Source organism: Streptosporangium sp. NBC_01469 (genome assembly GCF_036227305.1).
In the GTDB taxonomy this organism is placed as follows: Bacteria; Actinomycetota; Actinomycetes; order Streptosporangiales; family Streptosporangiaceae; genus Streptosporangium.
The window spans coordinates 9,659,301-9,674,555 of record NZ_CP109465.1 but is presented as its reverse complement, the minus strand read 5'-3'; the positions used below and the strand labels follow the sequence as shown (position 1 = coordinate 9,674,555).

Sequence of the window (15,255 nt, the reverse complement as noted above, 5' to 3'; positions counted from 1 at the left end):
GGGGAAGGAGGCCTCGTGACCCTGTCCTCCCTGTTGCCACTGGCCGTCGGGCTGCTCGTCACGGCGGCACTCGCCTGGGCGGCCGTCGTCTCGGCGCGCCGCCGGACGGCCGCCCTCACCGCGGCCGGGGTCGCCGTGCCGGGTGGCCGCCGGGCGTACCTCGGAATCGGCCTGACGATCGCCGGTGTCGGGGTACTCGCGATCGCCACCGCCGGACCGACGGCCATGGTGCCGGTCCCGCGGACCGCGGGCACCGTCATCCTCGCCATCGACGTCTCCAACAGCATGGGTGCCGACGACGTCGCGCCCACCCGGCTGGCGGCCGCGCAGCGGGCGGCCCGCGCGTTCGTGGCGGCGCAGCCCGACAGCGTCGACATCGGAGTCGTCGCGTTCGAGCGGGGGGCACTCACCACCGCCCGGCCCGACGCCGACCACTCGGTCGCGCTCAAGGCCATCGACCGGTTGAAGGTCACCGGCGGCACCTCGCTGGGGACGGCCATCACGGGCTCCCTGTCGGCGATCACCGGCAAGCGGGTGGCCGTCGGCCGCGACGGCACCGCGCCCGACATCGGCTACTGGCCGTCCGCGACGATCGTGATGTTCTCCGACGGCCAGAACCAGGGCGCGGACGTCGAACGGGCCGCCACCGTGGCCCAGGGGGCGGGTGTCCACATCCACACCGTCGGCGTCGGCACCACGGCCGGGGCGACGGTGAAGGTCGACGGCTACCATCTGCAGACCTCGCTCGAGGAGGACACCCTCACCGTGATCGCGCAGACCACCGGCGGCGCCTACCACCCCGCCTCCGACACCGCGCGGCTCGACGGGATCGCCGACACGATCGACCTGCGGCTCACCGTCTCCGACGAGCCGCTGCCCCTCGCCGGCGGGCTGATCGGGCTCGCCCTCGCGCTGCTCACCGCAGGTGCGGCGCTCACCGTGCTCCGGTCCGGACGGGTGATCTGAATGGTGTTCTCATGGCCGTGGGCACTGCTGTCCATCCTGGTCATCCCGCTGATCCTCGTCATCCGCGAGTGGGCGCGGCGCCGCCGCCGGCGGGCCGCCGTGCGCGTCACCTCGATCGCGCTCGTACGCAGCGCCCTGCCCGGCCGTACGCGCTGGACGCGGAAGATTCCCGCGGCACTGTTCATGGCCGGACTCGCGCTGCTCGCGGTCGGGGCCGCGCGGCCACAGGCGTCGGTCCCGGTGCCGCAGACGTCGGTGACGATCCTGCTCGCGCTCGACACCTCCGGCTCCATGTGCTCCACGGACGTCGAACCCAACCGCATCACCGCCGCGAGGAAAGCCGCCGCCGAGTTCATCGAGTCGCAGCGGGGCGGGCCGCGCATCGGCCTGGTCACCTTCGCGGGCACCGCGGGCCTGCTCGTCCCACCCACCGACGACACCGACTCGCTGATCGAGGCGCTGGACGGCCTCACCGTGTCCCGCGGCACCGCGATCGGGCAGGCGATGCTCACCTCGATCGACGCGATCGCGGAGGTCGACCCGTCGGTCGCCTCCACCGGGGCGGACCCCGGCGGCGGCGGGTCGGGCTACGCCGGGGCCGCGATCGTCGTGCTCACCGACGGCGCCAACACCCAGGGCGTCGACCCGCAGCTCGCCGCCCAGGAGGCGGCCCTGCGCCGCGTCCGCGTCTTCCCCATCGGCTTCGGCACCACGAACCCGGCCCCGATGGTCTGCGACAACTCACAGTTCGACGGCCGCGGATTCGGCGGCTGGGGCGGCGGTGGCGGCCGCGGCGGATTCGACAGGGGCCGCAGCCCCCGCACCATCGACGAGCCCGCACTCAAACGGATAGCCCAGACCACCGGCGGCTCCTACCACCGCGCCGAGAACGCCGGCCAGCTCCAAAGCGCCCTCGACGCCCTCCCCGGCAGCTTCACCGTCATCCACCAACGGGTCGACACAGCCGCCGCCTTCGCCGCCGGCGGCGCCGTCCTCATCGCCGCGGCCCTGTCCCTCTCCCTCTGGTGGAACCGCCCCCGGACCCCGGCCCGCTGACGCACCCGTGGCCGCGACGCCTCAGCGGTCCCGCCGGTTCGCGGGTGCGCCTCTCCTCCCGCGGCGGGGCGTGGTCGGGTGGACTACCGCGGTCGTCGGCGCGTCCGCTCCTGCGAGGCCAGGTCCTGCTCCGGCATTTCCGGACGTTCGACACGGGTGGGGTCACCGCGTACGAGCTCGTCGTGGATGCGTCGGCGGGCGGTGGTGACGGCGCGCCCCGCCTCCTCGTCGCCGTCCTCGATACGCTGCCGCAGCAACCGCATGGCGATGCGGCGGTTGAGGCTGAACTGCCGCTCGGTGTCGACCACGACGACGATCCCCGAGGGCCGGTGGGTCGCCCGTACCGCCGTGCTGGCCTTGTTCCGATGTTGACCGCCGGGGCCGCCGGTGCGGCAGGCGACGACGTCGACATCCGCCTCCGCGAACGTCGTGCGCGGGATGTCGACCTGACACGGCCGGGCGATGACGTACCAGTTCTTCCGGCCTGTGCCGGCCCGGTACGGGCTGGGGGCCTGCCAGCACAGGGTTCCGGTCCACGAGGCGGCGAACGCCTCGGCGCCTGCTCCCGAGATCCGGACCAGGACCGACCGGTAGGTGCCGGGCCGGTCGCCGGGAACGGTCTCGGCCCGATGGGTCTCCAGGTTCTGCCGGGTGGCGTCGGCCTCCAGGCGGCGCAGCAGCCGGGCCAGCGCCCAGGCGCACTCCTGCGGGCCACGCCCGGCCGACAGGAGAAGGTGGACGCTCACCGCCGGCCTCGCTTGCGGCGCTGGTCCCGCTGGGGCGTGGATCCGAGGTCGGACGTCTTGTAGGTGACCAGAGGGACCGTGGTGGCCACGGGCGTGGCCAGGTCGTGGTCGACGAGGTCGGCGATCACCTGCTCGATGCGCTTGTAGGCCGTCGGCGCCTCCTCGAAGAGCAGCTGGCGGTCTCCGCACACCACCAGTGACCCCACCGGCGTGCGGCGCAATTCCTCGACCGTGTGCTTGGCCCGGCCCCGGCGCAGGGCGTCCGCACGCGACATCTTGCGGCCCGCGCCGTGCGCGACGGAATGGTTGGCGTCCGGTCCGGCGTGGGCGGCCACGAGGTAGGAAGGGGTGCCTCGCGTACCGGCGATGAGCACGTCGCGGCCATCACCCGGCGCCGCCCCCTTGCGGTGCAGGTAGACCCCGTCGCGGATCTCGACCAGGTTGTGGCACTGGTCGACGAGCGGCTCGGCGGGCTCGGCCCCCAGGGCATGGGCGACCCGGGCGGCCATCAGCCGCCGGTTGAGTGATCCCCAGCGTACGGCGTCGTCGTGCATCGCCAGGTAGGCGCCGGGATCAGGGGCGGGGCCCGCGCCGTGGACCGCGGTGTGTGCCCGCAGGATCCGTTCGCCCAGCCCCCGGGAACCGCTGTGGACGATGAGAACCAGGTCGCCGTCGGCGAGTCCGAGACGGCTCGCGTGGCCCGGCTCGAAGACGGTCCCGATCCGCGCCAGCTCGACGAAGTGATTGCCCCGGCCGACCGTCCCGAGACCCTCGACGTGACCGGCGGGGATGTCGCCCTTCACGACGGCCCAGGCCGGGTCGTCGGCGTCCTGCTCCGGATCCAGCGCGCGATCGAGGTCGGGGAACCGGGCGGCGAGCTTCTCGGGTACGGCGCGCTTGAGCTTCATGGGGAACACGGCGATGCCGCAACCGATGTCCGAGCCCACCAGGAACGGGTACAGCACGGTCGACGCCATGGCGGCCCCGATGGGGGCACCCTTGCCGGGGTGCAGGTCCGGCATGGCGGCGACGTGCGTCATGCCGTCGAGGGCGGCCACCTGGTGGCACTGCGCGAGGGCGTCGGACTCGATCCAGCTCGCGGAGGAGGCGAACACGGTGACCGTGGCCGAACCCGTGGCCGCGGTGGACGACGGCGGGGAGTCCTGCGGGGAGTGTCGCTGAGACAAAGAGGCTCGCTTAAAAGGGTGTGGGCTGACAGCGTTACGGGGCGCGTCGGCGCCGTGGCATCTCGGGGTGGCGGGGTGCTGTCCGTCAGAGCGTCATGGACACCACGTTCCCCGAGCCCGCCACCCGAGGCAAACGGTTTTCGGCCGTACGGGCTTGTATGCCTGCACTCACCGCCGTCTCATGACGTGTGCGTCGCTGCGGTCGAGACGGTGGAGACCACGGCGGATGCGTGCGCTCTCATGCCGAGACGAGTGCTTCCGGATCCATTCGGGTGACTCGCGGGGGCGCGTCGTCACGATGTCCGGCAGGCCTGGACCGCGAGACCGAAGCATCGGTGCTGCGGTTCACGCTGACGCCGAGCGCGAAGGAAGGGAATTCAGGTCGTACCGCACGTCTTGCGGTAGGGGACATCCGGCAGGAATTGCTTCCACTCATCTTGGCCGAGGTCGCGGGCAAGAGCGGCGCAGATGTGTGCCGCCGTTCGCCGCGCGTCGATGTTCCACAGGATCACCGTCTGGTCCTCACCGGCGGAGGCGAGGTCGCCGTCCGGGCTGAACGCGACGGCTCTGATGGATCCCGTGTGGCCGGCCAAGGTGGCGAGTCGTTCACCGGTGGCCGGATCCCAGAGCGTGATCGTTCGACTACTTCCCGCGGTGGCCAGGACGCGACCGTCCGGGCTGAACGCCAGGGTGTCCACCGGTCCCGCGTCGTGGATGAGCGTGGCCAGGCGGGTCCGACGAACGACGTCCCAGAGGATCACGGACTGATCCTGGTCGGCGGATGCGATGGTTCGGCCGTCCGGGCTGAACCTGACCGCCGAAAGGATCCGGCCGTGGGTGAGGGAGCTCAGGCGGGTGCGGTGTGCCACGTCCCACAACGCCAGGGTGTGACCATGACCATTGACGGCCAGGATGCGTCCGTCCGGGCTGAACGCGACGCTGTTGAGCGCGGCGGGGTGCGTGAGGGTGGCCAGGCGGGTCCGACGAACGACGTCCCACAGGATCACCGTTCGATCGTTGCCGGCGGTGGCCAGGATGCGTCCGTCCGGGCTGAAGGCGACATCGCGGATGGAATCGGTGTGCCCGGTCAGCTTGACCGGTGATGCGCGGCCCGTGGTGTTCCAGATGGTGAGGGCGTAGTCAGGGGTACGCGAACGGTGCTGGGGCGTGCCGGTGGCGGATACCAGGGTGCGGCCATCGGGGCTGAAAGCCACGGCGTTGACGGGCCCGGCCCGGCCGTTGAGTGTGGCGAGCCGAGTGCGCTGTTCGGTGTCCCACACCGTGATCGTCCCATCCGAACCGGCCGTGGCGAGAGTGCGCCTGTCGTCGCTGAAGGCGACGTCGTTGACCCAGGAGTGGCCGCTGAGGGGCAGGCGCGTGGGGTCCCAGAAGATGACTCTCCCGTCCTCGCCCGCGGAGGCGAGCATGGGTGAGCGCGGATGGAACGCCACCGTGTAGACGCTGTCGGTGTGGCCGGTGAGGGTGGCCAGGCGCGTGCGCCGTGCCACGTCCCAAAGGACGACTGTCCGGTCATGGCCGGCGGAGGCCAGGGTTCGTCCATCGGGGGTGAACGCGACCGTCCTGGTCTCTCCCGTGTGGCCGGTGAGGGTGGCCAGGCGCGTGCGCCGTGCCATATCCCAGAGGACGACGGTCTGGTCGCCGCCGGTGGACGCGAGGGTGCGACCGTCGGGGCTGAAGGCCAGGTCGTCTACTGACTGGGTGTGGCCCGAGAGGGTGGCCAGCCGTTTACCGGTGGCTGGATCCCACAGTTTTATCGTGTGGTCGGCACTGCCGGTGGCGACGGTACGCCCGTCGGGGCTGTACGCCACTGTTTGCACGAAGCCGGTGTGGCCGGTGAGGGTGGCCAGGCGCGTGCGCCGTGCCATATCCCAGAGGATGGCGGTCTGGTCCGCGCCGGCGGAGGCGAGGGTGCGCCTGTCCGGGCTGAAGGCGATGTCTTTGATCGGCCCGGTGTGGCCGGTGAGGGTGGCCAGGCGCGTGCGCCGTGCCATATCCCAGAGCACGAGGTTCTGGTCGTCCCCTCCGGTGGCCAGGGTGCTCCCGTCCGGGCTGAAAGTCACCGCTCTCAGCCAGGTCGCGTGGCCGGTCAGGGTGGCCAGATGGGTACGACGTCGAGCATCCCACAGCATCACGGTCTTGTCTTTGCTCGCGGTGGCCATGGTGCGCTCGTCCGGACTGAAGGCGATCTCGGCGATCGCGTCGGTGTGACCGGTGAGTTCGGTCTGGTACGCCCGGCGCGCGGACATGCTGAGCAAGGCGCTGCGAGATTCGGCCGTGGGCGCGACGCGGAAGGCTTCCACGCTCAGCAACATGGCGGTGCCGGGCCGGGAGTCGATCAGCGCGAGAGCCTGAGCCGCGAGTTGACGGGAGAGCGCGACCCGGCCCGCCTGCGCCGCCTCCTGACTCTGCCGGACCGAGATCGCCCCGACGGTGCTGGTGACGAGCAGCAAGATCGTCAGACCGGCGGTCAGATATCGCAGGTGTCGATGGCGGCGTGCCGTGGCCTGCTGCTCGGCCATCTCGGCGGCGACGCTGGTGTCCAGGAAGGTGCGCTCGGCGGAGTTGAGCCTGTCGCGGTGACTGTCTCGGGTCGCCCATTCGCGGGCCAGCGCCAGACGTGCCCCTCGATACAACGCCCCGGGGTCGTGCTCCAGCGACTCCCAGGTGTGCGTGGCCTCGGTGAGTTGGCGATGCGTCCGCAGGTCTTCGCGGTCGGTGGTGAGCCACGTGTGCAAGCGAGGCCAGGCTCCGATCAGCGCCTCGTGCGCGATCTCCACGGTCTCGTCGCCCACCGTGATGAGCCGGGCCTTGGCCAGCTTGTCCAGCACGGCACCGAGGCCGGGGTGGTCGAGGTCCAGTTCGGTTCGACCGATACGGCGTTTGGTGTCCTCGGTACCCTCACCCAGCGCGGTCAGGCGCAGGAACAGGTCTCGCGCCTGGTGGCGCTGCTCTTGTGTGAGGGCGGTGTAGAGGTTCTCGGCCGTCTGCGCCAACGCGCCACGGATCCCACCCGATGATTGATATCCGGCCAGGGTGAGGGTATTTCCCCGTCGGCGCCGCCATGTCTCGAGCAAGGCGTGGGAGACCAGCGGCAACGCACCCGACTGGCCGGCGGCGCCGGTCACGATCTCCGCCAGCAGTGCGCCTTCCACGGTGCAGTTCGCGCGAATCGCGGGCTGTGTGATCGCCCGGCGCAGCTCATCGGCGCTCATGGGCCCGACCAGAACCTGGGCGTCGCTCAACGCGGCGACCAGGTCGGGGTGATCCGAACAGTGCGTGTAGAAATCCGCTCGTACTCCGAGCACCACCCGGGTCCAACTGTTCGGGGCCTGAGCGGCCGTCACCAACGCCGTGATGAACCGGGCCCTTTCCTGTTCGTCCTGACAGAGGGTGAAGACCTCCTCGAACTGGTCGACCACCAGCACCAGCTCACCATGAGGGTGCCGGTCGGCCAGAATCTGGCGGATGCCGAGATGAAGATTGCGCGGATCAGCCACCAGATCGGCATGCACCCGCCCCGCCGTCTGCTCCGTCATGGCGGCGAGCTGGATCGCACACTCCTCCAGCGGATGCGGTCCGGGGGTGAACAGGACCGTCGGCCATTCCTGCCCGGTCCCAAGCCCATTCGATCGAATCTTCGCGACCAGGCCGGCTCGCAACACCGAGGACTTCCCCGCACCGGAGGGACCGAATACCGCGAGGAACCGCCGCTGGGACACCCGTGTGAGCAACTCGTCGACCAGCCGTTCGCGACCGAAGAACCGCTCGGCGTCATCGAGTTCGAACGCGGCGAGACCGACGTAAGGCGACCGGTCCTGACTCGGGGCCTCCGTCTCCGCCCCGGCCGGGGGCGTATCCGCATGGGCCAGCTCCGCGGCGACCTCATGCCACCGCCGCTCCCACTCGACCGCATCCCCGCCACACGCCCGCACGTAGGCCAAGGTCACCGCAAGACTGGGAAGTTTCCGCCCGCCGGCGGCCTCGGAGAGCGCTGCCGCAGAGTAGTGCGCCTTTCGCACCAGATCCCGATACGTCGGAGAACCCGCCTTCTCCCGTAATCGCCGCAGGTCGGTCGCGAATTCCACCACCACGACGTCACCTGGCCCCACCGGTCTTTCTGGTCTGGGCACCGGCCCCACCCCGTTTCGTCACCGCCACTCGTTGATATTCCTCAACAAGGAATCGCTGCCGAATTTCTCTCGCCGGTCGCTCGCCGCGTGGGGGAGTCAAAGGTCCGGGCGTGCTGTCTCGCGAAGTCGACAGTTGCTGAGACACCGGATTGTTCACCAGTTGTTGTTCAGGATCCAGCCACCGACCCTGAACAACGTTTGAACAGTAGACATATATCGCGACGGCGGCCGGCTGGTCGCAGAGGAACGAGAAACACCGAAGCCCACAAAAGAGGGCGGGACTAAAACGGCAAACCTGATCGGCCGAAAACCGGCGGGAAATTGACTGCGTGTCGAGCCCGTGGCATCGGGCCCTACGGCTACGCGGCGAGGAGGAGAACGTGAACAGAGCAAGCCGACCCTGGATCTGCGCGACCTTCGCTCTTCTGGGAGTGATCGCGTCCACGGCGCCGGCGCAGGCCACCGGCATCGCAAGCCCATCGACGGTGCAGAACCACTCGACAGTGCGGAACGACGAAAGTGGCGGCCTTACCGCCGCCGACAGGAATTGCCTCAGGCCGGCATGCGGCTACGTCTACAACCGTGACAACCGGTACAGCCTGTTGATCACGGACGACTGGGGGAGCCGAAACCATCGCAGCACTCAGTTTTCGCTCAGGCCAGGACAAGACGGCTCCGATGTCGGAGTCAAAGACGTCGACGGATACTGGGTCGGCCCAGGGTGCAAGGTCAAGGTGGCCTGGATCCGCAGCTTCGGACCGGGCTGGCACAGGGTGCGCAATGGGCAGAGGGTTCGAATCACCGACATCAAGTGCCGGTGACATATCGCGCTGACACGTGCGCCAACCGGCCACCGCACGATCCCGCGGCATCCCGTCCGGACATCTCGACGGAGGGTTTCGAAAACGCCTCGCGAGACGTTCGCGCATCGGATCACTCACCAGACTCGTGTCTCATTTACGAGTCCAGAGAGAAATTGCTGACGAAGACCCGGAATCGATGCCTCGCCGGCGCCGCGCTGACGGCGATGCACATCGGATCGGGGGATACGCGGCCGGTACAGCCCAGAGCGGGACGGTTTCTACGTCCCGTCCGGTGACATATCGGGCCGGCGCGTGACTCCGGACCGGTGTTTCACCGGTGGCCGGGGTGTGGCACTTCCCCTTCCTCAAGCAGACCCGAGAGAGAAAAGGAGAACGACAGATGCGATTCCCCAAGATGGCGGTGGCGGTCATACTGACCGCCACCGCTGTGAGCCTCGGCGCACCGGTGACGGCCCATGCGGCCCCCGTGGCGCGCTCCGCGCACACCATGGTTGTGCAGACGGCATCGGAGAACCCCGTTCCCACGGCAGGGGCGGTCACTTCGGCAACCGTGGCGGCGAAGTTCTCATGCGGCCGGGTGAAAGGCTGGAAGCAGCGGCTGGCCTGCCACGCCGTGATGAAGGCTGGCGGCGTGTGGGTGTGGTCGAAGCTGGAGAAGGCGGCGCGAGAGGGATGGGCCCGCTACTCCGCGGCGTTCGACGCGCTCCCCAAGGTCTTCAGGGCCCTGCTCTGGAACCACAAGAGGTACTTCTACTGCCTCCTCTCGCTCCGGTGCTGACCAAGCTCCCCAGGCTTGACGGTTCCCGGATCCGCGCGGCGAACCGTTTCCCCGTGCCGTCCGCCGAGACGGCACGGGACCCCCGTGACCGCGCCCGCGGATCGTCGTCCCACGTTTCGAACACCGTTCCCGTAGAGAGCCGACACCAGGAGACAGTCCCCATGCTCAGCACGCTGAAGATCTCCACCGCCGTCGTCGTCGCTTCGGCGACCCTCACCCTGGCACCCGCGGGCGCGGCCGGCGCGGCACCTGCGACGGCCGCCGGTGCGGTGGTGGCGTCCGCGTCGGCCGGCACCGCTCCGTCCTGCGTCAAGCGCCAATTGATCATCCGTCAGGGAGTCAGGCTGACGAACAAGTGCGGCAAGACGGTGAGGGTGAAGGTGCTCGTCAAGCGGGGCAAGGACAGCTGGTGTTTCACCATGAAGAAAAACCAGAACAAATTCTGGGCCTTCGTTCCCCAAGCCGCGTTCGCCAAGTACGAAAAGACCGTCACCTGCTGAAAGCGGCTCCTGCCGGGCGCGTGCCTCACCGCCCGTCAACAACCCGCCGGGCCCTGACAGTACGTCTGATCTTGCTATTCAAAAAGGAATGAAGCATCGGCTTGGTAGATCTGGTTTCACCGGCCGACACGAGTCGGAAAGCACCGTGAAATGCCCTTGGAAATGTCCGGCCGGACGCTTTCCCCATCCCATCTCGGCTTACGAGAAAAACCGCATGCCCGTCCCGCGAAGGGCACGAGCAGATCACCGGCCAGAGGTTTCCCGCCGAGGCCGTAACCGGAAAGGGAGAACAATGCGCATGACTTCCCCTCGCCTCCGTGCTTTCACCGCGACGGTGGCGCTCGCCGGCGCGACGGGGGCGGGCACACTCGCGATCGCCCCCCGGGCGAACGCCGCCCCCACTACGGCAGTTCACCTTCTCGCCACCCCGTCCACGAAGGCCATCGGCGACCTCATGCCGGCGAGCATGCCTGCGGACGCCCTTCAGGCCGTGAGCCGGGTGCGGAGGAATTGTGGCATCACCACGTGTTCCTGGTACTTCAGCAGGGCCACCACACGCACGATCAAGCGGAACTTCGACATCTACGGATGGAGCGCGAAGACCGCCGCCTCCCGCCTGTGCAGGCTCGTGCCACACGTGGGCGCCAAGGCCGCCTGCGTCATCGCGGTCGGCTACCACTACTGGAGTGCCGGCAACAACGTGAGAGCCGCCTACAACCGCGGCGGTTGCGTGGTGGTCAAGGTGAGGGGCGCCTACATGGGCACGCCTGGGCTCGCCTGGAAGACCATCAAGTTCGACAACGTCCCGCTGAGCAACCGCTACTGCGACGCCGGCTGACACCGGTCACAGCACAGCCAGGAATGGGACTGTACGGTTTTCGGATTAGCGCTACCAGCGTAACCGGTCGGCGAGGGGCCATGAATCGAGTAGAAGCGATTCTGCCGGATCAAACGAAGCAGGGATTTCGAGGACCCTTGGAGATCCGGCCATGTGCCGTCCGATCTTCCGGATTCATTGCTACCATCCCCGGATGGAGGCGATTCAATGTACAAGTACAGTCGTGACGAAGAGACATGGGATCAGCTTACGGAAGCTGGGCTGGAGTTTCTCGTCGAGCGTGCTCAAAGTCCAAGCGGGACGTCGTACGAGGACCTGAACAACGCTTTGATGCAGAGAACCGGCCTTCCCGGCTTCGATTTCGGGCGGGCCGATGAGCGAGCCGGTATCGGATACCTCCTGGGGCTGATCGTGGAGAGGAGCTATCCGGAAACCAAGCTGATGATCTCGGCGCTCGTTACACATAAGGGCGGGACCGACCCGGGTGGCGGCTTCTACGCCCTGGCGACAGAACTCAAGCTGCTCCGGCCAGGTGCTTCGAAAGACGAGAAAGACACGTTCTGGGTGAAGCAGTACACCCGAGTGCAGGAGCACTACTCCGGAGCGGGTCGGCCCGGGCCTTACTGATCCGTTAGGTGTCCCGCACAGCCGTTCTGGAAGACTCCCAGCTCAATCTGCATGCGATGGTTTGAGATGGCACAGGGTTGGTGTGTTCCCGGTTGCCCTGGCCGGTTACCGGAGCCACAGGCATCCCCTCCGGGAGTGGCATATGCCCCGCGTCTATGCGCTCGTCGCGAGTACTCGCGACGAGCGCATAGACGCCGGAAAGATCTTTGTCAGAGAGTACGACGAGCAGTGGCCGGCCGCGCAGACCTCGGCCGCTCCACCTACCGGCTTGCCGAGCTGCGCCTTCGCTCCCCGAAGGGGGGGCAAGCTGCGTGACATCCCGCTTCCGGAGAGCGTGGCGCCGCGGCTCGCCGCCCACATCGAAACCGTCGACCCGCCAGAGCTGACGCCGCCCTGGCGCACGCTGGACGGCCCACCGCACACGGCGCGGCTGCTCTTCGGCGTGCCGCAGACCCTGGATGTGCCCCGAGAGAGGCGGGTACCCGAGAACTAGTACATCGAGATGTGCGGATGGTCGAAGTGGTTGGCCGTGACGCCGCCGCGGTTGGACATGAAGCTCCAGCCGGAGCCGTGGTTGATGCGCTGGCGCCAGATCACGTACTTCACGCCGAGTTTGGCCTTGTTCTTGATGGCCCAGGCGGCGATCTCGTCGCCCAGTGCGGTGTTGGCGGCCGAGGGCATCGTGCCGCCGGCGCTCATCATGAAGTCGCAGGCGCGGCCCAGGGGGTGCTCGCCGCCGTCGTTGGCGGACCGGTAGCAGCCGACCGAGTACGGGAGGCTGAAGCGCCTCATGACGGCGTCGCGCATGATCCGGGTACGGTCGGTGATGTTGTCGGCGCCGGTGGGGAGCTGCGGGGCCCAGCTGCCGTCGGAGCGGCGGCCGGAACCGGTGGGGGCGAGCCGGTCGAGCTTGTCCTTCATGTCGCGGATCACGTCTTCGGCCTCCTCGCGCTGGGCCTCCACCTCCTTGGCCTCCTCACCGATCTCGTCGGTGAGCCTGGCGGCCGTCTCGGCCGCCTTCTTCCTGCGTTCGAGGCTGCCGGCGAAGCCCTCCAGGTGCGCGCTCTGCTGGGCGGTGAGCTGCTCCATCACCGCGGCGGCGCCCATGTCGCCGGAGAACACCAGCGCGGGCAGCCCTCCGCCGCTGCTCTGGTAGCGGAGCTGGACGATGGAGTCGACCTGCCGTTTGGCCTCGACGTAGACCTGTTCGGCCTTTTCCCGGTTCTGCTTGGCGACGCTCTCGGCCTTCTGCGCCTTCTTGAGGGACTCGCGCTTGGCCGCGTAGGTCTCGATCAGCTTGTCGACCTTCTTGCCGAGCTTGGCCAGGTCGGCGCGGAGCTTGGCCTCGGTGGGCTTGGGTTCCGCGATTCCCGCCGTGGGGGCACCGATGGTGAACGCGGCGATCGAGCTCAGGCAGAGGACCAGAGCCGCATGCCGACGGAACGTGGGGGACGGGGCCGCCACGAACTCTCCTCTCCTTCCGCCTACCGGGTTAGCTGACGGGTTCGGGCTGGAGGAAGCCCTTCCACCGAAGTGGTTTCACCCCAGGTGCGGTGGTTCCCCGGCTCCCGGGCAAGGTGCCCGAGATTAGGCAAATCAGCGTTTAAAGCTGATGTGGGAAGGATAGTAGTGGTAAACAGCAGGTCATGCGACCTCAAGACGAGACCAAGCGGTAATCAGTTCGTGATAACAGAGCGCAGGAGATGTGCTGTGCCCTCGGGCGACACGTCGTTCACGAAGGCGCCCATCGCCGACTCCGACCCGGCGAGGTATTTCAGCCTGTCCGGCGCGCGGCGGATGCTGAACAGCTCCATGTGCGCGTACGACAGATCGCGGCCGACGGAGACCGGTGCCTGGTGCCAGGCGGCGATGTACGGCATGGGCACGCCGAACAGTCCGTCGAGGCGGCGGAGCACGTCGGTGTAGAGGGGGCCGAACGCCGCGCGCTCCTCGGCGTCCAGCGCGACCAGGTCGGGGACCCCGCGGTGCGGGTAGAGGTGGACCTCCACGGGCCAGCGCGCCGCGGCCGGGACGAAGGCCGTCCAGTGCTCGTTCGAGCCCACCACCCGGATCCCGGCCGCCCGCTCCGCGGCCAGGACGTCGGCGAACAGGTTGCCGCCGGTCCGCTCCCGGTGCCGCTCGGCCACCCCGAGGGTGAGCCTGGTGCGCGGGGTCACGTAGGGGTACGCGTAGATCTGGCCGTGCGGGTGGGCCAGGGTGATGCCGATCTCCGCCCCCCGGTTCTCGAAGCAGAACACCTGCTCCACGCCGGGCGTCGCCGACAGCTCTGCCGTACGGTCGACCCAGGCCTCCATCACCAGCTCGACCTGCTCGGGGGAGAGCCGGGAGAACGAGGAGTCGTGCTCGGAGGTGAAGCAGACCACCTCGCACCTGCCGACCCCCGGGCGGACCTCGCTCAGCCCCCCGATCTCCCGGTGGTCGCCCGGCTGGGCGGAGAACGACGGGAACCGGTTCTCGAAGACCACCACGTCATAGCCCGAGGAGGGCACCTCGGTGAGGTTGCCGGGGGTGGAGGGGCAGAGCGGGCACTCGCGGGCCGGGGGCAGGAAGGTGCGGCCCTGGCGGTGCCCGGCCACCGCGATCCACTCCTCGGTGAGCGGGTCGTAGCGCAGCTCGGAGGCGGCGGGCCGGGGCGGCAGATCGCGCCGGTCGGCCGCTCCGCGGTCGGCGTCGTCGCGCCGGTCGAAGTAGAAGAGCTCCCGGCCGTCGGCCAGGTGGGTGATCGTACGCTTCATCGGCCGGCGATCTCGCTCTCCCGCTGGGGTTCCGTGATGATCAGCTCGCCCACCGAGGCGGCGAGCTCCTCCCGGGCCTCCTCGGTCAGGCCGGAGTCGGTGACCACGATGTGAGCCTCGGCCAGCTCCGCGATCGTGCTGATGCCGACCGTGCCCCACTTGGTGTGGTCGGCGGGCACCACCAGGCGGTGCGCGGAGGCGACCAGTTCGCGGTTGGTCTCGGCCTCGAGCAGGTTGGGGGTGGTGAACCCGGCGCGGGCGCTCATCCCGTGCACGCCGAGGAAGAGGGTGTCGACGTGAAGGCCGCGGATCGCCGAGACCGCGACCGGGCCGACCAGGGCGTCGGAGGGGGTGCGGACCCCGCCGGTCAGCACGACCGTGCGATCGGCCCTGGGGGAGCGGTGGAAGACGTCGGCGACCCGGATCGAGTTGGTGATCACGGTCAGCTCGGGCACGTCGACCAGGTGGTGGGCGAGCGTCCAGGTCGTGGTCCCCGCGGAGAGCGCGATGGCCGTGGCGGGCCGGACGAGCCGGGCGGCGTGCTGGGCGATCGTCTCCTTCTCCGCCTGCCGGCGCGCCGACTTGGCGGCGAAGCCCGGTTCCTCGGTCGCGCCGGGCCCGGCGGCGGTGGCGCCGCCGTGGACCTTCTCCACCAGGCCGCGCTCGGAGAGCACCTCGAGGTCGCGCCGGATCGTCATGTCGGACACGCCGAGCTCCCGGACGAGATCGGCGACCCTGACCCCGCCGCTACCGCGCACCCTCTCCAGGATCGCCTGTTGCCGCTGCTGGGCGAGCATTGCCCCACTCCCCTTAATCCACCAGATTC

General features: G+C 69.1%; 14 protein-coding genes and 1 riboswitch. Of the genes, 8 read left to right on the top strand and 6 right to left on the bottom strand.

Going from position 1 to position 15,255, the window contains the following annotated elements; genetic code table 11:
• Positions 1 to 15: 15 nt before the first annotated feature.
• Together OG587_RS42155 and OG587_RS42150 are read left to right on the top strand one after the other, a co-directional pair.
• The gene (locus OG587_RS42155; protein WP_329084449.1) at positions 16 to 966 is read left to right on the top strand and encodes a VWA domain-containing protein; all 951 of its coding nucleotides are present in this window, start codon (positions 16 to 18) and stop codon (positions 964 to 966) included.
• Entirely contained in the window at positions 967 to 2,022 is a 1,056-nt protein-coding gene (locus OG587_RS42150) for a VWA domain-containing protein (protein ID WP_329084448.1), read from the top strand. It abuts the gene before it with no gap.
• 83 nt (positions 2,023 to 2,105) lie between these two features.
• On the opposite strand, the gene prfH is transcribed toward OG587_RS42150, so the two are convergent.
• From prfH to OG587_RS42135, 3 genes are all read right to left on the bottom strand, one after another.
• On the bottom strand, positions 2,106 to 2,768 hold the full coding sequence (prfH, locus tag OG587_RS42145) for a peptide chain release factor H (RefSeq protein WP_329084447.1): 663 nt from the start codon (positions 2,766 to 2,768) through the stop codon (positions 2,106 to 2,108).
• Entirely contained in the window at positions 2,765 to 3,955 is a 1,191-nt protein-coding gene (locus OG587_RS42140; RefSeq protein ID WP_329084446.1) for an RNA ligase RtcB family protein, read from the bottom strand. Before OG587_RS42140 ends, prfH begins: the two co-directional genes overlap by 4 nt.
• Positions 3,956 to 4,332: 377 nt before the next feature.
• On the bottom strand, positions 4,333 to 8,061 hold the full coding sequence (locus OG587_RS42135; RefSeq protein ID WP_329094176.1) for an nSTAND1 domain-containing NTPase: 3,729 nt from the start codon (positions 8,059 to 8,061) through the stop codon (positions 4,333 to 4,335).
• A gap of 425 nt (positions 8,062 to 8,486) precedes the next feature.
• On the opposite strand from OG587_RS42135, the gene OG587_RS42130 reads away from it, so the two are divergent.
• The 6 genes from OG587_RS42130 to OG587_RS42105 all read left to right on the top strand — a co-directional run bounded on the left by OG587_RS42130 (position 8,487) and on the right by OG587_RS42105 (position 12,166).
• Positions 8,487 to 8,927, top strand: coding sequence for a hypothetical protein (locus OG587_RS42130; protein ID WP_329084445.1), 441 nt, complete (start codon positions 8,487 to 8,489; stop codon positions 8,925 to 8,927).
• 382 nt (positions 8,928 to 9,309) lie between these two features.
• On the top strand, positions 9,310 to 9,708 hold the full coding sequence (locus OG587_RS42125) for a hypothetical protein (protein WP_329084444.1): 399 nt from the start codon (positions 9,310 to 9,312) through the stop codon (positions 9,706 to 9,708).
• A 161-nt stretch (positions 9,709 to 9,869) separates the two neighbouring features.
• On the top strand, positions 9,870 to 10,208 hold the full coding sequence (locus OG587_RS42120; RefSeq protein ID WP_329084443.1) for a hypothetical protein: 339 nt from the start codon (positions 9,870 to 9,872) through the stop codon (positions 10,206 to 10,208).
• 298 nt (positions 10,209 to 10,506) lie between these two features.
• A complete protein-coding gene (locus OG587_RS42115) occupies positions 10,507 to 11,046 on the top strand; it encodes a hypothetical protein (protein ID WP_329084442.1) in 540 nt (179 codons plus the stop codon).
• Between the two features lie 207 nt (positions 11,047 to 11,253).
• Positions 11,254 to 11,673, top strand: a complete 420-nt coding sequence (locus OG587_RS42110) for a hypothetical protein (RefSeq protein WP_329084441.1) — start codon at positions 11,254 to 11,256, stop codon at positions 11,671 to 11,673.
• Between the two features lie 142 nt (positions 11,674 to 11,815).
• Positions 11,816 to 12,166 (top strand): hypothetical protein, encoded by a 351-nt coding sequence (locus OG587_RS42105; RefSeq protein WP_329084440.1) that lies wholly within the window; start codon positions 11,816 to 11,818, stop codon positions 12,164 to 12,166.
• On the opposite strand, the gene OG587_RS42100 is transcribed toward OG587_RS42105, so the two are convergent.
• From OG587_RS42100 to OG587_RS42090, 3 genes are all read right to left on the bottom strand, one after another.
• The gene (locus OG587_RS42100) at positions 12,163 to 13,137 is read right to left on the bottom strand and encodes a coiled-coil domain-containing protein (RefSeq protein WP_329084439.1); all 975 of its coding nucleotides are present in this window, start codon (positions 13,135 to 13,137) and stop codon (positions 12,163 to 12,165) included. The two genes, OG587_RS42105 and OG587_RS42100, sit on opposite strands and share 4 nt — an antisense overlap.
• 3 nt (positions 13,138 to 13,140) lie before the next feature.
• Positions 13,141 to 13,277, bottom strand: a riboswitch (cyclic di-AMP (ydaO/yuaA leader).
• 72 nt (positions 13,278 to 13,349) lie between these two features.
• The gene (gene galT / locus OG587_RS42095) at positions 13,350 to 14,429 is read right to left on the bottom strand and encodes a galactose-1-phosphate uridylyltransferase (protein ID WP_329084438.1); all 1,080 of its coding nucleotides are present in this window, start codon (positions 14,427 to 14,429) and stop codon (positions 13,350 to 13,352) included.
• Positions 14,426 to 15,226, bottom strand: coding sequence for a DeoR/GlpR family DNA-binding transcription regulator (locus OG587_RS42090; RefSeq protein WP_329084436.1), 801 nt, complete (start codon positions 15,224 to 15,226; stop codon positions 14,426 to 14,428). The genes galT and OG587_RS42090 overlap by 4 nt, the downstream gene beginning before the upstream one ends.
• Between the last annotated feature and the right edge of the window lie 29 nt (positions 15,227 to 15,255).

Coding starts and splice junctions, on each gene's coding strand:
- OG587_RS42105 (WP_329084440.1), top strand. CDS start 11,816: ATGCCCCGCGTCTATGCGCTCGTCGCGAGTACTCGCGACGAGCGCATA.
- OG587_RS42125 (WP_329084444.1), top strand. CDS start 9,310: ATGCGATTCCCCAAGATGGCGGTGGCGGTCATACTGACCGCCACCGCT.
- OG587_RS42150 (WP_329084448.1), top strand. CDS start 967: ATGGTGTTCTCATGGCCGTGGGCACTGCTGTCCATCCTGGTCATCCCG.
- OG587_RS42090 (WP_329084436.1), bottom strand. CDS start 15,226: ATGCTCGCCCAGCAGCGGCAACAGGCGATCCTGGAGAGGGTGCGCGGT.
- OG587_RS42120 (WP_329084443.1), top strand. CDS start 9,870: ATGCTCAGCACGCTGAAGATCTCCACCGCCGTCGTCGTCGCTTCGGCG.
- OG587_RS42110 (WP_329084441.1), top strand. CDS start 11,254: ATGTACAAGTACAGTCGTGACGAAGAGACATGGGATCAGCTTACGGAA.
- galT (WP_329084438.1), bottom strand. CDS start 14,429: ATGAAGCGTACGATCACCCACCTGGCCGACGGCCGGGAGCTCTTCTAC.
- OG587_RS42115 (WP_329084442.1), top strand. CDS start 10,507: ATGACTTCCCCTCGCCTCCGTGCTTTCACCGCGACGGTGGCGCTCGCC.